Genomic DNA, 20,174 nt, shown 5'->3' with positions numbered 1-20,174 from the left:
TACAGCCTCGGTGGTCTCGTCGGGCATCGCTCATCCTTCATCGTTTGGGGAACGCCGGGCCGTCAGAGTAAGCACCGCGAGCGGCCGTCGCCGGGTGTTTGCGAAGCACGGACGCACGGTGGCAGTCCGCTGACAGAGACTCGCCTACTGTCGGGGAGCCTGCCGTCGGGCTTCGCGATACGAGCTCGCTCTGCCGGCTGCGAGGCTGTCGAGCGCGGCGAGCAGCCGCTCGTAGACGTACGGTCGAAGCCGGCTCTTGGCGTCGTCGACGGTGACGAAGTCCCACGCGCGCAGCTCGCCGTCGACGAGCCGGAGTTCGCTCGTCTGCGCGTCGGTCAGCGTCCCGCCGTCGAAGAGGAAGACGAGCTGATCGTCCCACGGGTCACGCGGGGGCACCCACACGAGATGCAGCAGCGGCCCGACGGTCAGCTCTAGCCCGAGCTCTTCGCGCAGCTCACGCCGCACGGTGTCGATGGGAGGCTCGTTGGCTTCGGCCATGCCGCCGGGCAGGTCCCAATCCGGCTTGTAGCCGGGGTCGACGAGTAGCACGCGTCCCTGCTCGTCGCGGATGACGGCGTCAGCGGCGACACGTTTGCGAGCCTGCCGTGCGTTCCCTTCGGCGAGATAGCGTCGGCGGGCATCGTCGGTCACGTCGCCGACTCTTCTATGAGCGTCGGTCCGGCGGGGACGTTCCCCATCGAGGCGAGGAAGCGCGCGACGGCAGCATTGCCGCGGTGCGGCACGAGGTCGCTCGCGAGGTCGACGAGCTGCGTCCGTACTCGCGCTGACGTGAGCGCGTACGCGGTCGCGCGCACCGTGTCGCCGAGCATCGCTGCCCGGTCGACCTCGCGACCGGCGATCAGGACACGGGCGAGCGCGAGCTGCGCGAACGTGCGGCTTCGGACCCGGTCACCGGGGCGCAGGTCGATCGCGGCCTGCGCGTAGCGCTGCGCGGCAGGATAGTCGTCGAGCCGGTGCAAGCACCACGTGATCTCACTTGCGAGCGATGCCGCGTCGAAGTGACTCACCCACCCGTCAGCGGCGAGGTTCTGCCCCCGGTCGAGGGCACGCTCGGCGGCGGTCAGGGCGGCGCGGCACTGCGATGCGTCGCCTCGGCCGGCGAAGCCGCGCGCACGCATGGCGTGCAGTCGAGCGAGCAGCAGCCTGTGCGTGCGCGCTCCGTCGGCGATCCGAATGCCGTCGTCGGCGAGCTGCACGGCGGTGTCGTGTCGGGCGAGATGAGACGCGAGGTGGCTCATGCTCGCTTGCACGTTCCCGGTGACGCCCCTGTCCTCGGACGCGCGAGCGAGCCGGCGCGCCTGCCCGAAGTGACGCTCGGCGCGCTCGTCGAGCCCTCCGTCGTGAGACATCCATCCGGCGATCTCGGAAAACGACGCGGCCGCCGCGAATAGGTCAGTGCCGCCGGGCTCGGCGAGCTGTGGCGCGATCTCTGTGCGCAGGTAGGCGACCACCGACGGGTACAGGTGCCCGCCGCCGAGCTGTCGGTCAGCGGCCTGCAGGGACGCTGATACGGCGCGGATGGCGGGCAGGTCGGCCGGTCGTCCGTCGTCGATCAGGGGCGGCGCCCATGGCGGTAGCGAGGCTGCGTGCGCACTGCGGCGTGACACGAAGCCGAGCTCGGCAGGGTCGCTCACGCCGAGCACGGCGCAGAGAGCGTCGCGGGTCGGTCGAGCGGGCCACGTGTACCGACCGCGCTCTAGCTCCGAGATGGCCTTGTCGGTGAGCGCGCCGGGCCGGCCGGTGCGTCGCTCGATTTCGGCGTTCGCGAGGTCGGCAAGCGTCGCTTGCGACCTCGTGCCCCGAGCTCGACGCAGCAGCTCGTTAGGGTGCCGGCCCTGCTGTGCCATCGGTGTAAAGGGTACGCCAGGCACACCGTTTGGTCGTATCACCGTCAAATCACGGGGCTAATCACGGGGTACGTGATCGGCGAATCACGGTTCTCGACCGCGGGTGCGGTGACTGACCGTAGAGCCATGAACTTGCCCGATAAGCCGCCGGGGATGCCGTGGCACAAGGTCGACGACCTGACTGCCCGGCAGGTAACCGCGATGGATCGGCTCGCAAACGCCGTTCGCGCCGCGAAGGTTATCGAGGACGAAGCGGCCGTCATTGAGCAGATGATCCGTGACGGGCACGTGCCGGGTGCGTTGAAGCGGATCACCCTCGCGGGACGACGTGCGGCGGGCGATTGAGCTCCGGCGGCAGTTCGCTGTCGGCGGATACAGCGTGGCGGTTGGCCGGCTTCGGATTAAGCCCCGGCGGCCGACCGTCACGCCTTATCCCTCCAAGGAAAGGACGCACACGGAGCATGGTCGACATCATTTGGGACGACGTTCCCTAGGAGACCGGCGGCGAGACGACGCTCGAACCCCGAGCGAGCGCGTCTCGCCGCTTCCGTGTTCTCGGCGGCGCGGGTAGTTCACGTCAACCCACCCACCGGGGCGCATCCAGGACCCCTCGGTGCGCCGTCGAGATAGCGCCGGCGACCCGGCGCTGCCCGACCGGGTCGCCGCCCCTCTTGACCACGCAAGACAGGACCGAGCACCATCCGATCCACTGACACGACGGGGGAGCAGATGTCCGCACTCGATGATCTTGTGCAAGCCCTGCAGGCTGCGGTGACCGCCGCGGAGTCGACGCAGAACGATGTCGCGCAGGCGGCGAGCGCGGCCGGCGAGGCAGTGCAGGCGGCGACCGCGTTCGGCCGCGAGCAGGACGTCGCCGAGGTCGACGCGCTGCGCAGCGATGTCGACGAGCAGGCGGGAGCGCTCGCCGCTGCTAAGGACGCGCTCGACGGGCTGCTGCAGCGCGCGGTCGCCCTGCAGGGCGGCGGGTGACTGCCGCGCCCCGCAGGACCGCCAGCAACTCCATCAATCACACCAGGCGCGTCTACTCGATACACGCCAGATGAGGTCGCGGAGGCTGTAGGTGACTACAGCATCTCGGGACCGGTGATGAACTGCGCGCTGCGCCAAGGCACCTTGGAGGGTGATGATCCGATGTGGGACACAGTGATCGGACCGCTCGATCAGCTCACCAGTGAACGTCTGTCAGAGCCGGTAGACGTCGTTCGTGCCGTCGACTATGACGCGTTCCCCTTCGTCACCGATAACGACCTGACGGCCCTCGAGACGGACATCCTCGATGACCTCGGGTTCATGTCAACGTCGGCCCACGCCGAGCCGCGTGGTGGATTCAGGAGCAAGCCGATCGTGTTGCGGATGCACCTGCCCACCGGTACGCGGGCGGCTCGCCTCGATTCGTTCGGCTCGGAGTTCGCCGCCGAGCGAGAGATCCTGCTCGCGCGTGGTACGAGCTACCTCGTGCAGCGCGTGTACCGTGAAGACGATCGATGGATACTGCGATGCGAGGTCGTGCCCGATGAGTAGGTCGATGAACTTTCCCGTCGAGTTCCGGCACACGGGCAAGTACTGCCCCGACTGTCGTGCCGGTGTCGAGCACACCAAGCACCGCGCCGTCGAGATACCGGCTGACGGCAAGCCGCCCAAGGGTGAGTACGCGCCCGAGCATCGCCCGGTCGACGACCGCCGCAGCTAGGTAGCCCCCGCGCATTGCGTCATCTCCTGATCGAACGTATGGCCGATCGATGGCGGATGATGTGGCGCCTCGGGACAGCCGTCATCGTCGCGCCCATGGCCGGTGCCGACATCGTTCGTCGAGCATCGCCTGCCGTCACGTCATGCGGTCTACCTCTGCCTGCCCGACGGACGCGTGCCGGGCGACACCGGCGTGGTGCTGTACGACGCCCGGTACGACCGCACCGGCGACCTCAGGCACGTGCTCGCCCGCGACGAGCGGCACGCCGCGGCGATGGCGGACGCGTACGCGCGGCTCACCAACCGGGTGGGCGTCGTCGAGGTGTCGTCCGGAGGCGGCACGACGTACGTGGTCGGCGGACTCGGCGAGGCGTACGCCTCGAGCGTGCCGCTGCTCGTGCTGGTCACCGACATCCACCGCGACTCTCGCGGCACCGGGGCGTTGACCGAGATCGACCAGCGGGCACTGTTCAGCGCCGCCACCAAGGCGCAGTACGTGGTCGAGTCCGCGGCCGACCTGCCCGCGGACGTACACGACGACACCACCGCGGTGCCGTCGCACCGACCCGCGGCGGACGATGACGCCGTTCGCCGTGCGGGCGAGATCCTCGTGGGCGCGCGCGGTCCCGCGATCCTCGCCGGCGGCGGGGTGCACACGTCCGCCGCGTACCGGCAGCTCGCCGACGTGGCCGAGGCGCTCGGCGCCGGCGTCGCCACGACGATCCACGGCAAGGGCGCGATCGCCGAGACGCATCCGTGTGCGCTCGGCATCGCGGGCAACAACGGCGGCGGCCGGGGCGTCAACGCGTTCCTCGCCGGCGCCGACGTCGTCCTGCTGGTCGGCACGCGTGCCAACGCCACCGACACCGACAGCTTCGCCTCGCCCCCGCGCACGGCGACCGTCATCGCGATCGACATCGACCCCGACCGCGCCGGGCGCAACTACCCCGGCGCGCACCGGCTGGTGGGCGACGCCGCGACCGTGCTCGGAGCGCTCGCCGGCGTCCTCTCCGCGATCGGCTCCGACGAACGCGAGCGGCGGGTCGCGGCGATCGCGCACGCACGCGACGACCGGCGCACCGACCCTGGAGTCACCCCCGCGGCGGGGCAGCTGCTCGCCAGGGACGTCGTCCTCGCTCTGCGCGACGTCGCAGGCGACGACACCGTGGTGGTCGCCGACCCCGGCACTCCTACCCCGAACCTCGCGAGTCACTGGACGGTGCGGCAGCCGGGGCGTACGACGGTGGTGCCGCGCGGGCACGGACCGATGGGGTACGCGATCCCGGGCGCCGTCGGGGCGGCGTTCGCCAGGCCCGGCCGTCCGGTGCTCGCCTTCACCGCCGACGGCAGCTTCGCCATGGCCTGCGGCGAGCTCGAGACCGTCGCCAGGTTCGAGCTGCCGATCGTCTTCGTCCAGTTCACCAACCACAGTCTCGGCTGGATCAAGATGCTGCAGCACCTCTACACGGACCGCCGCTACTTCGGCGTCGACCCCGGGCCGATCGACGCGGTCGGCGTCGCCAGGGCGTGCGGCCTCGCGGCCGTCCGCGTCACCGACCTCGACGAGCTGCGCGGCACCGTACGCGAGGCGTTCGCGACCGGGCGCCCGACGTACGTCGACGTCGAGGTGCCGCACCTGATCGACGACGTCCCACCTGTCCCTTCGTGGCACCGCGCGCTCGACGGCGACACCACGAGACCGGTGTACTGACGGCGTGGCAGACGACGCGAAGGTCAACCGGGCCGGCAGGGTCTACGACCAGCTGCGCTGGGGCATCGTGCACGGCGTGCTCCGCCCCAACGAGGTGCTCTTCGAGGCCGAGCTCGCCGCGCGACTCGAGGTCAGCCGCACTCCCGTACGCGAGAGCCTGCAACGTCTCGCGGCCGACGGCCTCATCGTCCTGCATCGCCGCCGGTGGCAGGTCTACGAGCACACGGCCGACGAGGTGCGCGAGCTGTACGAGGTGCGTGCCTGCCACGAAGGCTACGCCGCGCGGCTCGCCTGCGACCGCGCGACCGACGAGCAGGTCGCCGCGATCGCCGGCGCGAAGGAGCTCGCCACCGCGATCACCGAGCCCGCGGAACGCGTGGCGAACAACGATGCGTTCCACGCGCTCGTCAACGACGCCGCGGGAAACCGGCGGCTCAGCGAGCTGATCGAGCGCACCCGGCTGTACCACTTCAACCAGCGGCTCGCGGCGCTCTACAGCGCCGACGACCTCGCGACGTCGTCGCGCCAGCACCTCGACCTCATCGATGCCGTGACCGCCCGCGACAGCGACCGCGCCGAACAGATCGTGCGCGCCCATGTGACCGACGCACTCACCCTGATCCTCCGCAAGCTCTACTGACCCCTCACCCCCGCCGTTACGTCCAGCAGCCGACCCGTGAGGGGCACCCTCACCGTGCCAGGGTCCGGTGGGGGTGCCCCTCACGGGTTGGGCGGGCGGCGGTGGGCCGGGGCGGCCGTCAGAGGAAGGCCATGCCCTCGCCGCGGTAGGTCGGGACGGTCGCGACGACGCGGTCGCCGTCGACGAGGTGCAGGACGTTGACGTGTTCGCACAGCTCGCCGGCCTTGGCGTGGCGGAACCACACCCGGTCCCCCGGGCGCAGCCGCGCGGCGGCACCGCCGCGCAACGGGGTCTGCACCTCGCCGGCGCCCTCCGCGGGAAGCAGCCGCATGCCCGGCGGCCACGCCGCGCGCGGCTGGCGGTCCGCGCCGGGCGGCCCCGACGCGATCCAGCCGCCACCGAGCACGGTGGCGATCGCCGGCGACGGCCGGCGCACGACGGGCAGCACGAAGTACGCGGCCGGGCGGGGACGGAAGGCGCGGTAGGCGTCGAACAGCGTCGGCCCGTACAGGCCGGACCCGGCTGCGACCTCGGTGACCGCGGCCTCCGCGGCGGTACGGTCGACGCTGCCGGTGCCGCCGCCGTTCACGAACTCCAGCGGCGCCACCGCGCGTACGGCGGCGACGGCCGCGGCGCGGCGGTCGGCGAGCTCGGCGGCCGAGCGGCGCTGCATGGCTCGGACGAGCGCGCGGCGCACCGGCGAGCCGGGCGCGTCGTCGCCGACGCCCGCGATCTGACCCTCGTATGCCATCACGCCCACCAGCCGGAACCCCGGCCGCAGCGCGATCGCGCGCGCCGTGGCCCCGGCCTCGGCCGGCGCGTGCACGGGTGACCGGCGCGCGCCGACGTGCACGCGTCCGCCGAGCATCCGCAACGACGCGTCGACCTCCAGGCACACCCGCAGCTCGGGACGCCGGCGGCCGAGGATCGAGTCGACGACGTCGAGCTGCTCGACGGAGTCGACCATCAGCGTCACCCGCGCGGCGAGCCGCTCGTCGGCGGCGAGCGTGCGGAGCGCGCCGCGGTCGACGGTCGGGTAGCCGACCACCACGTCGTCGAGCTCGCCCGCGAGCCAGAGCGCCTCGGGCAGCGTGTAGGCGAGCACGCCCGACCAGCCGGGCTCCGCGAGCACCCGCCTCGTCACGTCGCGGCACCGCACGGACTTGGTCGCGAGCCGCAGCGTCGTGCCGGCCGAGCGGCGGACGAGGTCGCCGGCGTTCGCGCGCAGGGCCGCGAGATCGACCACGGCGAACGGCGGGTCGAGCTCCGAGGTCGCCCGTTCGAGCGTCGGCAGCCGCGCGTACCGCTGGTCGGCCGGGGCCCAGCTGTTCGGCATGGCGGACATCCTTGCAGCCGTGCCCGGCCGGTGCGACGCTTCGGTTTGCCCGGCGCGGCGCGGGCGACGGAGGAGGTGCGGGTGGAGGGCTGGCGCAACTGGGCGGGCAACCAGTCGGCGCGTCCCGCGCGGGTCGTCACGCCCGCGGATACCGGCAGCGTCGCGGACGCCGTCACCGCCGCCGTACGCGACGGGCTCACGGTGAAGGCGGTGGGCTCGGGCCACTCGTTCACCGGCATCGCGGTCACCGACGGATGCCTGCTGCGGATGGACCGGCTCGACCGGCTCGTCCGCGCCGACGCCGCCACCGGCGAGGTGACCGTGCAGGCGGGCATGCCGTTGCACCGGCTCGGTCCGCTGCTCGGGGAGATGGGCCTCGCGATGACCAACCTCGGCGACATCGACAGTCAGACGATCTCCGGAGCGGTGTCGACCGGGACGCACGGCACCGGCCGCGCGTACGGCGGCCTCGCGACGCAGCTGCGAGGGCTCGAGCTCGTCCTCGCCGACGGCTCGGTCGTGCGTTGCTCGGCGGACGAGCGTCCCGACCTGTTCGCCGCCGCCCGCATCGGCCTCGGCGCGCTCGGCGTGATCACCACCGTCACGCTCGGGTGCGAGCCGGCCTTCGTCCTGAGCGCCGTCGAGGCGCCGATGTCCTTCGACCGTGTGCTCGCGGACCTCGACGCGCTGGTCGAGGGCACCGACCACTTCGAGTTCTACTGGTTCCCGCATACCGGCGTGGCGCTGACCAAGCGCAACACCCGACTCCCGGGCGACGCGCCACGCCGTCCGGTGCCCGCGTTCCGCGGCTGGCTCGACGACGAGCTGCTCTCCAACACGGTCTTCGGCCTCGTCAACCGGCTCTGCGCCGCCGCCCCGCGCCTGACGCCCGCGATCAACACCGTCAGCGCACGTGCTTTGTCCGCGCGGGAGTACGCCGACACGTCGTACCGGGTGTTCACCTCACCGAGGCGCGTGCGCTTCCTCGAGATGGAGTACGCCGTCCCTCGCGCCGCGATCACCGACGTCCTCCTCGGGATCAGGCAGTGGATCGACACGAGCGGTGAACGGATCCCGTTCCCCGTCGAGGTGCGGTTCGCGGCCGCCGACGACGTCTGGCTGTCGACGGCGTACGGACGCGACACCGCGTACATCGCAGTGCACCAGTACCCGCGACTTCCGCACGAGCGCTACTTCGCCGCCGTCGAGGACATCGTCGCCGCCGTCGACGGACGGCCGCACTGGGGAAAGCTGCACGGCCTCGACGCAGCACGGCTGCGCGACCTCTATCCGCGCTTCGGCGACTTCACGGCGCTGCGTGACGAGCTCGACCCCGGTCGCTCCTTCGACAACCCGTACCTCCGCACGGTCCTCGACGTCTGAGGTCGACCGCGGCCGCACCCTGCGCAGGTGCCGACACCACCGCTGGGGACCCCGGCAGGTGCCAGCACCACCACCGGGGACCCCAGCAGGTGCCAGCACCACGACCGGGGACCCCAAGCGGAGACGGGGAAATCGGCACGTGTCGGCGGCTGGTGGCATGCTCGGTGTGTCCTGCCGGGCCGACGAGACGGGGTATCCGATGACCGACAACCGTGCCGCGGTGGGGATGTGCTTCCCCCGCACCTTCCCGCCCGCGCTCGTGCACGACTTCGCACGACTGCTCGACGACGGCGGCGCCGACGAGCTGTGGGTCATCGAGGACGTCTTCTACACCGCGGGCGTGAGCCTCGCGGCGGCGGCGCTCGCGGTGTCCGAACGGCTCACCGTCGGGATCGGTGTCCTGCCCGCGGTGTCGCGCAACGCCGCCGTCACGGCGATGGAGATCGCCACCCTGTGCGAGCTGGCGCCGGGTCGTGTGCTCCCCGGCATCGGGCACGGCGTGCAGGCGTGGATGGGCCAGATGGGCGCGCGTCCGGCGTCGCCGCTGACCGCGCTCGACGAGGTGATGACGGCCGTCCGCCGGCTGCTCGCCGGGGAGACGGTGACCGTCGACGGCCGGTACGTCACGCTCGACCAGGTACGACTCGAACGACCACCGACGACCGTGCCCCCGCTGCTCGCCGGGGTGCGCGGCCCGAAGTCGCTCGCGCTCGCCGGCCGGGTCGCCGGCGGGGTCGTGCTCGCCGAGCCGGCCAGCCCGACCCACGTACGCAGGGCACTGGAGCAGGCCGGACACCCGGACGGCTTCCACGTCGCGGCGTTCTCCGCGATGTGCGTCAAGCACGACCGCGCCGACGCGTACCGCGACATGGTCCCGTGGCTGGCCATGCTGCTCGACGACCCCAACACCGAGCTGCGGGCACTGCCGTTCTACGACGACCTCGCCGCGTTGTACGCCGACCGCGGCAAGGACGTCCTCGCCGCGATCCCGTCCGACTGGTGGCAGGAGATCGGGCCGATCGGCACGCTCGACGACGCCGTGGCGCACATCGCGGCGCTCGAGGAGGCGGGCGTGCACAGCGTCGGCCTGTGGCCAGGACCCGATCCGGCGGCGGCCCGCGACGACCTCGACGACGTCATCCGGCTCGCGCATCGCTGACCGTACGCCCCCTGTGCGGTTCGCCACGTCTTACGGCGGCCCGCGAACCGCCGACCTAGCATGTCTGCGTAGGAGGTTCTTACGTGGCGTCGGGCCGGCAGTAGATGGAGCTGACGCCTTACCTCCTCGCCTCCCTCGCCCTCGCCGCCGGCTCCTGCCTGCAGTGCAGCCTCGGCTTCGGACTCGGCCTGCTCTGCGCCCCCCTGCTGGCGCTGCTCGACCCCGACCTCGTCCCCGGCCCGCTGCTCCTCATCGCCGTCGTGCTGACGAGCGTGCTCGCGTTCGCCGGCCGCCGGTCGCTGGAGTTCCGCGAGCTCGGCTGGGCGATGGTCAGCCGGGTACCCGGCACGGTGCTCGGCGTCACCATCCTGATCGTCCTGCCGACCCGCGGCCTGGAGGCGTTCTTCGGCGTCACCGTGCTCGTCGCCGTCCTGCTGTCAGTGCTCGGCCTGCGCCCGGTGATCTCCCGTCCCACGCTGATCGGGGCCGGCGCGGTCTCCGGCGTGATGGGCACCGCCGTCTCGACGGGCGCGGCGCCGGTGGCATGGCTCATGCAGTCGTGGCACGGCGAAGGGCTGCGCGCGAACCTCTCCACGTTCTTCTTCGCCGGCACAGCGCTCTCGGTGGCCGGGCTCGCCGTGACCGGGCAGATCGGCACCGCCGAGGTGCGTACCGCCGCGCTGCTGCTCCCCGGCATCGCGGTCGGCGCCCTCGCGTCGCGCTGGGCCGTCCGGGTGCTCGACCCGCGACGCACCCGCGTCGCCGTGCTCGTGATCTCGGGCCTGGCGAGCGTCGCCCTGCTCGTCCGCGCGATCCTCGGCTGAGGCCCGGCGCGGTGTGCCCCGTCAGGAGCGCGCGGCGCTCAGCTGCGCCCTGGCGTGTGCCTCGCCGGCCGCTTCGTCGCCCAGGACGAAACCCGCGATGTCGGCAAGCCGTTGGATCCGACCGCCGGCGCCCCAGCTGCCGTCCGGGACCTCCTGGGTGAAGACCCAGACGCGCAGGGCGTCGCGCTTCCGCGTGGCACCCTCGGCCTTCAGGACCGCGTCGGTGACGGCCGCGACCATGCCCCCTCGCCGCTCGTCGTCGAGTTGTCCTTCCGGCACCGTGGCGACGATCTTGTACCGCGGTTCGCCGGTCGCCTCGCCGCCGACGAGGACCGCCGTGGGCCGGTGCAGGAAGACCCATGCGATCGACCGCGCCGCCGCGTTCCGCGGATCGGCGCCTTCCCAGGTCAACAGGATCGTCGTGAGCTCGGTGAGCAGATTCCGTTCCGCTTCGGCGGAGAGTGCGCCCTCGGGGATGTACGCGTCGAGCATCGGCATGCCGGGCCTCCTGGTCGCACTGAGTTGCTGAATGCAACTCAGCTGTACCGTAGGTAGGCTGAGTCTCGACTGTCAACCCAGACCATCCGGTGAGCCCATGCATCAGAGATCTCGCTACCGCAGCGACAACTGCTCCATCGGGCGCACCCTGACCGTCGTCGGTGAACGCTGGACGCTGCTCATCCTGCGGGAGGCGTTCTACGGCGTCCGGCGTTTCGAGGACCTGCAGCGCAACCTCGGCGTGGCCCGCAACGTCCTCGCGGTCCGGCTGCAGACCCTGGTCGAGCATGACCTACTCGTGCGGCACCCGTACCGGAAGACAGGGCACCGCGAGCGCTTCGAGTACCGGCTCACCGAGAAGGGGCGCGACCTGTTCCCTGCGCTGGTCGCGCTGATGCAGTGGGGCGACCGATACCTGGCCGACGACAGCGGGCCCGCCGTCGTCGTCACGCACCAGGACTGCGGTGCGGTCGTGAGCGCCGAGCTGACCTGCGAGGCGGGACACGGCGGCCTGAGCGCACGGGACACCGAGCCCCGCCCAGGACCCGGCGCGGTGCTGGAAGACGTGGTCTGACCCACGAGACTCCGCTACTGCTCCGACTCCGCACGGTCGTTGGGCCAGTCGGTGTGGAACGTGCCCGCGCGGTCGACGCGGCGGTACGTGTGCGCCCCGAAGAAGTCGCGCAGGCCCTGGAGCAGCGACGCGGGCAGCCGGTCGCGGCGCAGCGCGTCGTAGTAGCTCAGCGCTGACGAGAACCCGGGCACGGGAACACCCAGCCTGGCGGCGTCGGCGACGACCCGGCGCCACGCTTCCTGACCCTCGGCGAGGGCGTCGCGGAAGTACGGCGCCACGAGCAGCGACGACAGCGCGCCGTTCTCGTCGTACGCCTCGCGGATGCGGTCGAGGAAGCGCGCCCTGATGATGCAGCCGCCGCGCCAGATCGTCGCCATCGCCCCGCGGTCGACCGTCCAGCCGAACGCGTCGGACCCAGCCTGGATCTGGTCGAACCCCTGCGCGTACGCCACGACCTTCGACGCGTACAGGGCCTTGCGCACGTCGTCGACGAACCCGTTGCGGTCGACCAACGTCTCCGTCTTCGGACCGGGCAGCACGCCGCGCGCGGCCTCGCGCTGCTCCGGGTGACCTGACAGCGACCGCGCGAACACCGCTTCGGCGATTCCCGTGACGGGCACGCCGAGCTCGAGCGCGTTCTGCACAGTCCAGCGTCCGGTGCCCTTCTCCTCCGCCTGGTCGACGACGACGTCGACGAACGGCGACCCGGTCGCGGCGTCGACGTGGCCGAGCACCTCAGCGGTGATCTCGATGAGGAACGACTCGAGGTCGCCCTCGTTCCAGTCGCGGAACACCCCGGCGAGCTCGTCGGGTGCCATGCCGAGGCCGGAGCGGAGCAGATCGTAGGCCTCGGCGATGAGCTGCATGTCGGCGTACTCGATGCCGTTGTGCACCATCTTGACGAAGTGCCCGGCGCCGTCGGCGCCGACGTGCGTGCAGCACGGCGTGCCGTCGACCTGCGCGGCGATCTTCTCGAACAGCGGCCCGAGTGACTCGTACGACTCGGCCGAGCCGCCCGGCATGATGCTCGGGCCGTTGAGCGCGCCCTCCTCACCGCCCGACACGCCCGCGCCGACGAAGTGGAGGCCGTGCGCGCGCAGGGCACTCTCGCGCCTGCGGGTGTCCTCGAACCACGCGTTGCCGCCGTCGATGACGATGTCGCCCGCGTCGAGCAGCGGGACGAGCTCGTCGATGACCGCATCGGTCGGCGCGCCCGCCTTGACCATGACGAGGACCTTGCGCGGCCGTTCCAGCGAGGTGACGAACTCCTCGATCGTGGCGGATGGCACGAACGTGCCCTCGTGCCCGAACCGCTCGACGAGCTCCGTCGTGCGTGACGACGTGCGGTTGTGCACCGCGACCGAGAAGCCGTTCCTCGCGAGGTTCCTGGCGAGGTTGCGACCCATGACCGCCAGGCCGGTCACGCCGACGACCGCTTGCTCTGCCATTCCAGGCCTCCTCGTGTGCTGTCTCTCGGGACCCTATCGATAGGCTAGAACTGGAGCGCCGGGAAGCCTGGTCGGCAACGACGACGTGACGTCCACCGACAGAGGAGACCGTGCGCAAGCGTGCCGTAGCGATGTTCCCCGCCCGCCAGTCGGCCACGGCGGCGCGCCATCTCGCCGAGGCGCTCCGCACCGAGACCGTGGGCGGCACCATCATGCTCGTCGCGACGGTCACGGCGCTGGTCTGGGCGAACTCCCCGTGGGCCGCGTCGTACGCCGCGCTCACGTCGGCGACGGTAGGCCCGAGCGCGGTCCACCTCGACCTCACCCTGCACCAGTGGGCGGCCGACGGCCTGCTGGCGATCTTCTTCGCGGTCGCGGGGCTCGAGGTGAAGCGTGAGCTGGTCGTCGGCGAGCTCCGGCATCCGGCGTCCGCTGCCCTGCCGGTCATCTCGGCCGTCGCGGGCATGGCGGTGCCCGCGCTCGTCTTCCTCGCGGTGAGCGCGGGCACGCCGGGTGCCGGCGAGGGGTGGGCGATCCCGATGGCCACCGACATCGCGTTCGCGCTGGCGGTGCTCGCCGTGACCGGCAGTCGTCTCCCCGTCGCCCTGCGGGTCTTCCTGCTCACCCTCGCGGTGGTGGACGACCTCGGCGCGATCGCCGTCATCGCGGTCTTCTACACCGAGCAGCTGAACCTCGTGCCGCTGCTCGGCGCCGCCGTCCTGCTCGCGGCGTACGGCCTGCTGCAGCGGTACCGGGTGACGGCGTGGTTCGTGTACGTGCCGATCGCCGTCGTGGCGTGGGCGCTCGTCCACGAGAGCGGCGTCCACGCGACGGTGGCCGGCGTCGCCGTCGGCCTGCTGACCCGGGTGCGTGTCGACCCTGGTGAGGCGGAATCGCCCGCGGACCGGCTCGAGCACCGGCTCCGGCCGGTCTCCGCCGGGTTCGCCGTCCCCGCGTTCGCGCTCCTGGCGGCCGGGGTGCCGCTCTCGGCGGGGATGTTCGCCGACCTCGCCGCCGACCGGGTGGCGCTGGGGGTGGTCGCCGGTCTCCTCGTGGGCAAGATCGTCGGCGTGCTCGGCGGTGCCTGGCTGTCGGTACGCCTCGGCCTCGCCCGGCTCGGCGCCGACCTGAACTGGGGGCACCTCGCCGCGGTCTCGCTGCTGGCGGGAATCGGCTTCACGGTGTCCCTGCTGATCGGCGAGCTCGCGTACGGCGGGACGGAGCGGATCGACCTGGTCAAGGCGTCGGTGCTGCTCGCCTCGTTCGCGGCCTCGGTGCTGGCGGCGATACTGCTACGGGTACTGACCCGGAGGCAAAGACGCGCGGCGGCATGACATCGTCGTCTCGATGGGCAAGACTCCACGCTGGGAGGTACCGATGACGCAGGCACGGCAGAGCGAGAAGAGTCTCGGCGAGCTCGTCGCCGAGGCGACCGCTCAGGTGCAGGTCCTCGTCAAGGCGGAGATCGAGCTCGCCAAGGCGGAGCTCAAGAACGACGCCAAGCAGGCCGGTCTCGGCGCCGGGATGTTCGGCGGTGCCGCGTTCCTCGGCTACTTCGCGCTGATCTTCCTCTCCGTCGCGAGCGCATTCGGCATCCACGCGCTGGGCATCACGCTCGGCTGGTCGTTCCTCATCGTCGGCGGCGTCTACCTGCTCGGCGCGGCGATCCTCGCCCTGCTCGGCAAGTCGCGCCTCGACAAGATGACGAAGATCGCACGCACCAAGCAGACGCTGCAGGACGACGTCACCTGGGCCAAGGCGCTCAAGGACGAGATCGGCTCGCCGCCGCGGCGCCAGGAGGTGGGTCCGGCGAGCACCCGTCCCGCCGTGGGCCCGCCCGACCACTGAGATGGCGGGCACGCCGGACGAGCGGAGCGTCCTGGTGCCCGGTCCGTGGAGGCACCGCACGGTCAGCGCCAACGGCACCCGCTTCCACCTCGCCGAGGCCGGCGACGGCCCGCTCGTCGTACTGCTCCACGGGTTCCCCGAGTTCTGGTGGACCTGGCGGCACCAGCTGCCGGCGTTCGCCGCGGCCGGGTACCGGGTCGCCGCCCCTGACCTGCGCGGCTACGGCGCCAGCGACAAGCCGCCGCGCGGGTACGACCTGCCGACGCTCGCCGACGACATGTCGGGGCTCGTCCGCGCCCTCGGCGAGGCCAACGCCGTGTTCGTCGGGCACGGCTGGGGCGGCCTGGGCGCCTGGACGGCTGCCGCGCTGCACGCCAAGGTGGTGAACCGCCTCGTCGCGGTCGCCGCGCCGCACCCGCTGCGGTTCAAGGCGGCCGTGAGCCGCGTGCCACACAGCGTCCGCGCCGTCCGGCACGAGCTGGAGTTCCAGGTGCCGTGGCTGGGCGAACGCCGGCTCACGGCGCACGACGGCAGCCTGGTCCGGGCGCTCCTGCGCGACTGGTCGAGCGGTGACTGGCCCGAGCCCGAGGTCGCGCGGCGTTACGCCGAGGCGATGCGGGTGCCGCACGTCGCGCACAGCGCCCTGGAGTACCACCGGTGGCTCGGCCGTTCGACCGTACGACCCGACGGCGTGCGCTTCGGACAGCGCCTGCGACGTCTCCCCGTCCGCGTCCCGACCCTGGTGCTGCACGGCGCCCGCGACCCGCTCGTCCACCCGGGCGCCGCCGCGTCGTCCGCCCAGCATGTCGAGGCGCCGTACCGCTGGCGGCTGATCGACGGCGCGGGCCACTTCCCCCACGAGGAGAGCCCCCAGGCGGTGACCGACGCGATCCTCACCTGGCTCGGCGACGCCGAGCCCGATCGCTGACCGGTCAGTCGCAGGTCTTGGTGCTGACCGGCTCCGTCGCGTTGCGGGCCCTGCGGGCGGACGAGCTCACCTCGTCGGCCGTCAGCACGTAGCCGGTCTGCGGGTCGTCGACGGCGGCCGCGAACACCACGCCGTAGACCTGGCCGCTCGGCGTGAGCAGCGGCCCGCCCGAGTTGCCGGGCCGGACGGTCGCGCGGATGGAGTACACCTCGCGGATCGTCTCGGTGTGCTGGTAGATGTCGGGGCCGCGCGCGTTCTCCTTCGACCTGATGCGCGCGCCGCCGACGGTCAGCGGACCGCCGCCCGGGTGCCCGGCGACGACGGCGTTGCCACCCTGGCGTGCCTCGCCGTCGAACGGCAGCGACGCGCGGCGGAGGCCGGGGACGTACAGGACGGCGACGTCGCGGCGCTCGTCGAAGAGCACGACCCTGGCGCGGTGCGACTCGCCGCCGACCATCACCTCTGGTCCGCCGCGGACGCCGGCGACGACGTGCGCGTTGGTCATCACATGCTGCGGCGCGTAGATGAACCCAGAGCCGTCGATCGTGCGCGAGCACTGCGGCGCCACGCCCTCGACCTTGACGACGCTGCGGAGCGCGCGCTTCACGCCCGGGTTGTCGGCCACCTCCGGGTCGGGCGGGCTCACCTCGACCGTCCGGTCGGGCCCGAGCCCGCCGAACACCTGCGGGAACGCGGACTGCCCGACCGCGCGGCGGAACTCGCTGAACCAGCTGCGCGCGACGTCGGGGATGATCCCGTCGACCATGCGCAGGATCGCGGAGTGCTTGACCTGGTGGGAGAGGGTCGGGAACGGCGCCTGCACCACGGCCGTGCCGACCAGCCAGGCCACGAGCAGCAACGCGACCACCGAGAGCAGCGAACCGCAGGCGGAGTCGACGGCGCGGGCGGACTGCCAGCGGATGCGCTCGCGCAGGGCGTAGCCGATCGCGGACGCGAGGAGCTGACCGAGCGCCGCCGCGACGAACACGCAGGCGACGGCCACCATGGACTGGCCGGTGCCTGGTTCGGCGAGTGCGGACGACACGGCGGGCGAGACCTGCGCGCCCAGGACGCCGCCGCCGAAGAACCCGAGGAGGCTGAGGAAGCCCGCGACCACTCCCTGCCGGAACCCGGAGACGGCGAAGACCACGGCGAGGAAGCCCAGCACCAGGTCGAGGAGGTCACCGCTCACCTCGGCACCGTACCCGAGGCAGGTGAAAAGACGGCGAAAGCTCCGGCCCTTACAGGTCGTAGTCCGGCGGCGCGGTGCGCAACGACAGCGCGAGCCGGTCCTCGGGGAGGTCCTCGACGCGCGCCTCGTCGAGCCACGGCCGCGCGAAGCCGCCGAGCTCGAGCACGCGGTCGAGCAGGCCGCCGGTGAAACCCCAGACCAGCATGTCGCGGACGCGGAACGCCGGGCCGATGTGACCCGCGGGATGCCGGATCCGCAACCGGTTGGCCGGGTCGACGAGCTCGGCCACCGGCACCCGTGCGACCGCGGCGATCTCGCCATGATCGACCGCCCGGACCTCGGTCGGCTCGCGCCACCACCCGATGACCGGCGTGACGACGAACGCGCTCACCGGCAGGGCCAGCGTCGGCAGCTCGGCGAGGACCTCGACACCTCCCGGGTCGAGCCCGGTCTCCTCCTGGGCCTCCCGCAACGCCGCCCCGACCGGCCCGCCGTCGCCCTGCTCCTCGGCGCCGCCGGGGAACGCGGGCTGACCCGCGTGCGCCCGCAGGCCGTCGCTGCGCTGGACGAGCAGGACGTCGGGTCCGTCTTGGCCCTCCCCGAACAGGATCAGCACCGCGGCCTTGCGTCCGCCGTCGCCGGTCGGGCGGTAACGGCTGAGCTCCTCGGGCAGGACGTCGCGCGACGCGTCGACGAGCGGCTGCAACCAGTCCGGCGCGCTCATGGACGTACCCCCAGGTGGTCGCGGACGTCGGTGGTCAGCTGGTCGTACGCGGTGTACGGGCCGATCTTGCGGTGGACGACCCGGCCCGCCCGGTCGACGAACAGGGTGACGGGCAGGCCGGTGCCCGCCCTTGCCGTTCGCAGGACCGCACCGTCGCGGTCGTAGACCGACGGATAACGCAGGTCGACCTCGCCGGCGAACTGCAGGGCGGCGTCGGGACTGCGGTCCTTCGTCGCGACACCGAGCACACGGACCCGCTCCCCCGCCGCCGCGTGGAGGCGCTGGAACAGCGGCATCTCCTCCAGGCAGGGGTCGCACCAGGTGGCCCACAGGTTGACCACGAGGGGGCCACGGAGGCCGCCGAGCGGCACGGTGGGGCCGGTGTCGAGACACGGCAGGCGTACCGCGGGCAGCGACGGCCCCTTCGTGCCGGGCGGCGCCGCCCGGACGGCGGGGCAGCGCTCGAGCTTCGCCGCCGCACGGACCGAGGCGGACGCGGACGAGGCGACCGGTCGTGACGACGCGGACGTCGTCGGGGCTGCGCCGCCACCGGACACCGGACCGCAGCCGGCCAGCAGGACGAGCGCCGCTGCTGCCGCACCCGTCCGCCTGCCCGCCGCCGGTCTCACGGCGTGGCCACCACCTGGCTCGGCGACTTGAGCATCAGGCGGGCCTTCTCCGGGTCGAGCTCGCCCTCACCGTACGAGGGGCACAGGGCGGCGAGGACGCAGGCACCGCACGCGGGACGGCGGGAGTGGCAGGCGCGACGCCCGTGCCAGATGAGCCGGTGCGACAGCATCGTCCACTCCTTGCGGGGGATGAGCTCGGCGACCTCGTACTCGATCTTCACCGGGTCGGTCTCGGTGGTCCAGCCGAAGCGGCGGGTCAGCCGGGAGAAGTGGGTGTCGACGGTGAGCCCAGGGACGTCGAACGCGTTGCCGAGGACGACGTTGGCGGTCTTGCGGCCGACGCCCGGCAGCTTCACGAGCTCGTCCATGGTGCGCGGCACCTCCCCGCCGTGCCGCTCGACCAGCGCGGCGCCGAGGCCCATCACCGACTTCGTCTTCGCCCGGAAGAACCCGGTCTGCTTGATGATCACTTCCATCTCGGCCGGGTCGGCCGCGGCGTAGTCGTCGGCCGTGTGGTAGCGCGCGAACAGCACCGGCGTGACCTCGTTGACCTTCTTGTCGGTGGTCTGCGCCGACAGGACGGTGGCGACGAGCAGCTGCAGCGGCGACTCGAAGTCGAGCTCGCAGTGCGCATCGGGGTAGGTCTCGGCGAGCTCGCGGTTGATGCGGCGGGCGCGGCGGACGAGACCCAGCCTGGTCTCGCGCTCGAACCGCGCGCGCCGGGCACGGGGAGTGGACGTCGTGGGCACACCGACACCCTACGTTTCTGCACCGACGACCCGAGGTGGGACACTGTGGAGTCGTAATCGGGCCGAGGTGAGGAGTCAGGGTGGACATCGAGACGCTGCGTCGCGCTCCGCTTTTCGCCGGTCTGGGCGAGGAGAGCGCAGCTGAGCTGCAGGACAAGCTCAGCTCGGTGCGTGTTCATCGCGGGGAAACCCTGTTTCGCGAGGGTACCGAGGGCGACAAGGTCTACGTCGTCCTCACCGGCAAGATGAAGCTCGTCAAGGCCTCCGCCGACGGCCGCGAGAACCTGCTGGCCGTCATCGGACCCGGCGAGATGTTCGGCGAGCTGTCGCTCTTCGACCCCATCCCCCGCACGTCCTCGGCCGTCGCCGTCTCCGACAGCGAGCTCGCCGCGCTGGCCCACAAGGAGCTCCGGCCCTGGATCAGCGCCCACCCCGACGTCGCCATGCAACTACTGCGCGCGCTCGCCCAGCGCCTGCGCCGCACCAATGAGCTGATGGCCGACCTCGTGTTCACCGACGTCCCCGGCCGCGTCGCCCGGCAGCTGCTCGTGCTGTCGCGGAAGTTCGGCCGCACCTCCGCCGAGGGCATCCACGTCGAGCACGACCTCACCCAGGAGGAGCTCGCCCAGCTCGTCGGGGCGTCCCGCGAGACCGTGAACAAGGCGCTCGCCGACTTCGCCAACCGCGGCTGGCTGCGCATCGAGCCCCGTGCCGTCGTCCTCCTCGACGACGACCGTCTGGGCCGCCGCGCCCGCATCTGAGCCGGTCCTTCTCGACTTGTCAGTGGCAGGCGTCGTCATAGCCACGCCTGGCACTGAATCGTCAATAGGCTCGCCGCCCGCACCGTTTGATCACGTGCACGTGATCAACGTGGACTTCACCTCGTGCCGGGACGAGGTGAAGTCCACGTCGGTGAGGTGAAGCTCCACCGACGACCCTCGCAGCGCACCCGT

General features: G+C 72.2%; 22 protein-coding genes. 13 read left to right on the top strand and 9 right to left on the bottom strand.

From position 1 onward, the window contains the following. Positions 1-144 precede the first annotated feature (144 nt). Together GEV10_14020 and GEV10_14015 are read right to left on the bottom strand one after the other, a co-directional pair. The gene (locus GEV10_14020; GenBank protein ID MQA79571.1) at positions 145-651 is read right to left on the bottom strand and encodes an NUDIX domain-containing protein; all 507 of its coding nucleotides are present in this window, start codon (positions 649-651) and stop codon (positions 145-147) included. After that, a complete protein-coding gene (locus GEV10_14015) occupies positions 648-1,868 on the bottom strand; it encodes a hypothetical protein (GenBank protein MQA79570.1) in 1,221 nt (406 codons plus the stop codon). The genes GEV10_14020 and GEV10_14015 overlap by 4 nt, the downstream gene beginning before the upstream one ends. A 126-nt stretch (positions 1,869-1,994) precedes the next feature. On the opposite strand from GEV10_14015, the gene GEV10_14010 reads away from it, so the two are divergent. From GEV10_14010 to GEV10_13990, 5 genes are all read left to right on the top strand, one after another. Further along, positions 1,995-2,213, top strand: coding sequence for a hypothetical protein (locus GEV10_14010; protein ID MQA79569.1), 219 nt, complete (start codon positions 1,995-1,997; stop codon positions 2,211-2,213). A 384-nt stretch (positions 2,214-2,597) separates the two neighbouring features. After that, positions 2,598-2,858 (top strand): hypothetical protein, encoded by a 261-nt coding sequence (locus GEV10_14005; protein ID MQA79568.1) that lies wholly within the window; start codon positions 2,598-2,600, stop codon positions 2,856-2,858. Positions 2,859-2,975: 117 nt separating this feature from the next. Then, complete coding sequence (locus tag GEV10_14000) at positions 2,976-3,410, top strand: hypothetical protein (GenBank protein ID MQA79567.1); 435 nt, start codon at positions 2,976-2,978, stop codon at positions 3,408-3,410. Positions 3,411-3,681: 271 nt separating this feature from the next. After that, positions 3,682-5,289, top strand: a complete 1,608-nt coding sequence (locus GEV10_13995) for a thiamine pyrophosphate-binding protein (GenBank protein ID MQA79566.1) — start codon at positions 3,682-3,684, stop codon at positions 5,287-5,289. A gap of 4 nt (positions 5,290-5,293) precedes the next feature. Next, complete coding sequence (locus tag GEV10_13990; GenBank protein ID MQA79565.1) at positions 5,294-5,929, top strand: FCD domain-containing protein; 636 nt, start codon at positions 5,294-5,296, stop codon at positions 5,927-5,929. A 118-nt stretch (positions 5,930-6,047) separates the two neighbouring features. Here the strand turns inward: GEV10_13990 and GEV10_13985 are convergent, their stop codons facing one another. Further along, a complete protein-coding gene (locus tag GEV10_13985) occupies positions 6,048-7,274 on the bottom strand; it encodes an amino acid deaminase/aldolase (protein ID MQA79564.1) in 1,227 nt (408 codons plus the stop codon). Positions 7,275-7,346: 72 nt separating this feature from the next. Between GEV10_13985 and GEV10_13980 the strand changes: the two genes are divergently transcribed. From GEV10_13980 to GEV10_13970, 3 genes are all read left to right on the top strand, one after another. Beyond that, a complete protein-coding gene (locus tag GEV10_13980) occupies positions 7,347-8,648 on the top strand; it encodes an FAD-binding protein (GenBank protein MQA79563.1) in 1,302 nt (433 codons plus the stop codon). Positions 8,649-8,874: 226 nt separating this feature from the next. Then, on the top strand, positions 8,875-9,807 hold the full coding sequence (locus GEV10_13975) for an LLM class flavin-dependent oxidoreductase (GenBank protein MQA79562.1): 933 nt from the start codon (positions 8,875-8,877) through the stop codon (positions 9,805-9,807). Between the two features lie 104 nt (positions 9,808-9,911). Beyond that, positions 9,912-10,631 (top strand): TSUP family transporter, encoded by a 720-nt coding sequence (locus GEV10_13970; protein ID MQA79561.1) that lies wholly within the window; start codon positions 9,912-9,914, stop codon positions 10,629-10,631. 21 nt (positions 10,632-10,652) lie between these two features. Here GEV10_13970 and GEV10_13965 read toward each other — a convergent pair whose 3' ends face one another. After that, positions 10,653-11,129 (bottom strand): Tautomerase enzyme, encoded by a 477-nt coding sequence (locus GEV10_13965; protein MQA79560.1) that lies wholly within the window; start codon positions 11,127-11,129, stop codon positions 10,653-10,655. A gap of 97 nt (positions 11,130-11,226) precedes the next feature. Here GEV10_13965 and GEV10_13960 point away from each other — a divergent pair, with 97 nt between their 5' ends. After that, positions 11,227-11,703 carry a transcriptional regulator gene (locus tag GEV10_13960; protein MQA79559.1) on the top strand — a complete coding sequence of 159 codons (477 nt, stop codon included), beginning with the start codon at positions 11,227-11,229 and terminating at the stop codon, positions 11,701-11,703. Positions 11,704-11,717: 14 nt separating this feature from the next. Here the strand turns inward: GEV10_13960 and gndA are convergent, their stop codons facing one another. Then, entirely contained in the window at positions 11,718-13,151 is a 1,434-nt protein-coding gene (gndA, locus tag GEV10_13955; protein ID MQA79558.1) for an NADP-dependent phosphogluconate dehydrogenase, read from the bottom strand. 131 nt (positions 13,152-13,282) lie between these two features. Between gndA and nhaA the strand changes: the two genes are divergently transcribed. From nhaA to GEV10_13940, 3 genes are read left to right on the top strand one after another with little or no spacing between them, the layout of a single operon-like run. After that, positions 13,283-14,485: a Na+/H+ antiporter NhaA gene (nhaA, locus tag GEV10_13950; GenBank protein ID MQA79557.1), complete on the top strand. Its 1,203-nt coding sequence runs from the start codon at positions 13,283-13,285 to the stop codon at positions 14,483-14,485. Between the two features lie 43 nt (positions 14,486-14,528). Then, entirely contained in the window at positions 14,529-14,999 is a 471-nt protein-coding gene (locus GEV10_13945; GenBank protein ID MQA79556.1) for a phage holin family protein, read from the top strand. Position 15,000: 1 nt separating this feature from the next. Next, a complete protein-coding gene (locus GEV10_13940) occupies positions 15,001-15,927 on the top strand; it encodes an alpha/beta fold hydrolase (GenBank protein MQA79555.1) in 927 nt (308 codons plus the stop codon). A 4-nt stretch (positions 15,928-15,931) separates the two neighbouring features. Here the strand turns inward: GEV10_13940 and GEV10_13935 are convergent, their stop codons facing one another. From GEV10_13935 to nth, 4 genes are read right to left on the bottom strand one after another with little or no spacing between them, the layout of a single operon-like run. Beyond that, entirely contained in the window at positions 15,932-17,119 is a 1,188-nt protein-coding gene (locus GEV10_13935; protein MQA79554.1) for a MarP family serine protease, read from the bottom strand. Positions 17,120-17,168: 49 nt separating this feature from the next. Continuing rightward, positions 17,169-17,843 (bottom strand): NUDIX domain-containing protein, encoded by a 675-nt coding sequence (locus GEV10_13930; protein MQA79553.1) that lies wholly within the window; start codon positions 17,841-17,843, stop codon positions 17,169-17,171. After that, entirely contained in the window at positions 17,840-18,472 is a 633-nt protein-coding gene (locus GEV10_13925; GenBank protein MQA79552.1) for a redoxin family protein, read from the bottom strand. The genes GEV10_13930 and GEV10_13925 overlap by 4 nt, the downstream gene beginning before the upstream one ends. Continuing rightward, the gene (gene nth / locus GEV10_13920) at positions 18,469-19,221 is read right to left on the bottom strand and encodes an endonuclease III (GenBank protein ID MQA79551.1); all 753 of its coding nucleotides are present in this window, start codon (positions 19,219-19,221) and stop codon (positions 18,469-18,471) included. Before nth ends, GEV10_13925 begins: the two co-directional genes overlap by 4 nt. Positions 19,222-19,301: 80 nt before the next feature. On the opposite strand from nth, the gene GEV10_13915 reads away from it, so the two are divergent. Next, complete coding sequence (locus GEV10_13915; protein ID MQA79550.1) at positions 19,302-19,982, top strand: cyclic nucleotide-binding domain-containing protein; 681 nt, start codon at positions 19,302-19,304, stop codon at positions 19,980-19,982. The last annotated feature ends 192 nt before the right edge of the window (positions 19,983-20,174 follow it).

This window comes from Streptosporangiales bacterium, assembly GCA_009379955.1.
Lineage (GTDB): Bacteria > Actinomycetota > Actinomycetes > Streptosporangiales > WHST01 > WHST01.
The sequence above is the reverse complement of the archived record's forward strand: the minus strand, read 5'-3'. Positions and strand labels throughout refer to the sequence as shown.

What these genes read in the sequence shown, in the direction of transcription:
- GEV10_14015 (MQA79570.1), bottom strand. Translation starts at nt 1,868, where the DNA reads ATGGCACAGCAGGGCCGGCACCCTAACGAGCTGCTGCGTCGAGCTCGG.
- GEV10_13985 (MQA79564.1), bottom strand. Translation starts at nt 7,274, where the DNA reads ATGTCCGCCATGCCGAACAGCTGGGCCCCGGCCGACCAGCGGTACGCG.
- GEV10_13945 (MQA79556.1), top strand. Translation starts at nt 14,529, where the DNA reads ATGACGCAGGCACGGCAGAGCGAGAAGAGTCTCGGCGAGCTCGTCGCC.
- GEV10_13960 (MQA79559.1), top strand. Translation starts at nt 11,227, where the DNA reads ATGCATCAGAGATCTCGCTACCGCAGCGACAACTGCTCCATCGGGCGC.
- GEV10_13930 (MQA79553.1), bottom strand. Translation starts at nt 17,843, where the DNA reads ATGAGCGCGCCGGACTGGTTGCAGCCGCTCGTCGACGCGTCGCGCGAC.
- gndA (MQA79558.1), bottom strand. Translation starts at nt 13,151, where the DNA reads ATGGCAGAGCAAGCGGTCGTCGGCGTGACCGGCCTGGCGGTCATGGGT.
- GEV10_13965 (MQA79560.1), bottom strand. Translation starts at nt 11,129, where the DNA reads ATGCCGATGCTCGACGCGTACATCCCCGAGGGCGCACTCTCCGCCGAA.
- GEV10_14010 (MQA79569.1), top strand. Translation starts at nt 1,995, where the DNA reads ATGAACTTGCCCGATAAGCCGCCGGGGATGCCGTGGCACAAGGTCGAC.
- GEV10_14000 (MQA79567.1), top strand. Translation starts at nt 2,976, where the DNA reads ATGAACTGCGCGCTGCGCCAAGGCACCTTGGAGGGTGATGATCCGATG.
- GEV10_13940 (MQA79555.1), top strand. Translation starts at nt 15,001, where the DNA reads ATGGCGGGCACGCCGGACGAGCGGAGCGTCCTGGTGCCCGGTCCGTGG.
- nhaA (MQA79557.1), top strand. Translation starts at nt 13,283, where the DNA reads ATGTTCCCCGCCCGCCAGTCGGCCACGGCGGCGCGCCATCTCGCCGAG.
- GEV10_13975 (MQA79562.1), top strand. Translation starts at nt 8,875, where the DNA reads ATGTGCTTCCCCCGCACCTTCCCGCCCGCGCTCGTGCACGACTTCGCA.
- GEV10_14005 (MQA79568.1), top strand. Translation starts at nt 2,598, where the DNA reads ATGTCCGCACTCGATGATCTTGTGCAAGCCCTGCAGGCTGCGGTGACC.
- GEV10_13970 (MQA79561.1), top strand. Translation starts at nt 9,912, where the DNA reads ATGGAGCTGACGCCTTACCTCCTCGCCTCCCTCGCCCTCGCCGCCGGC.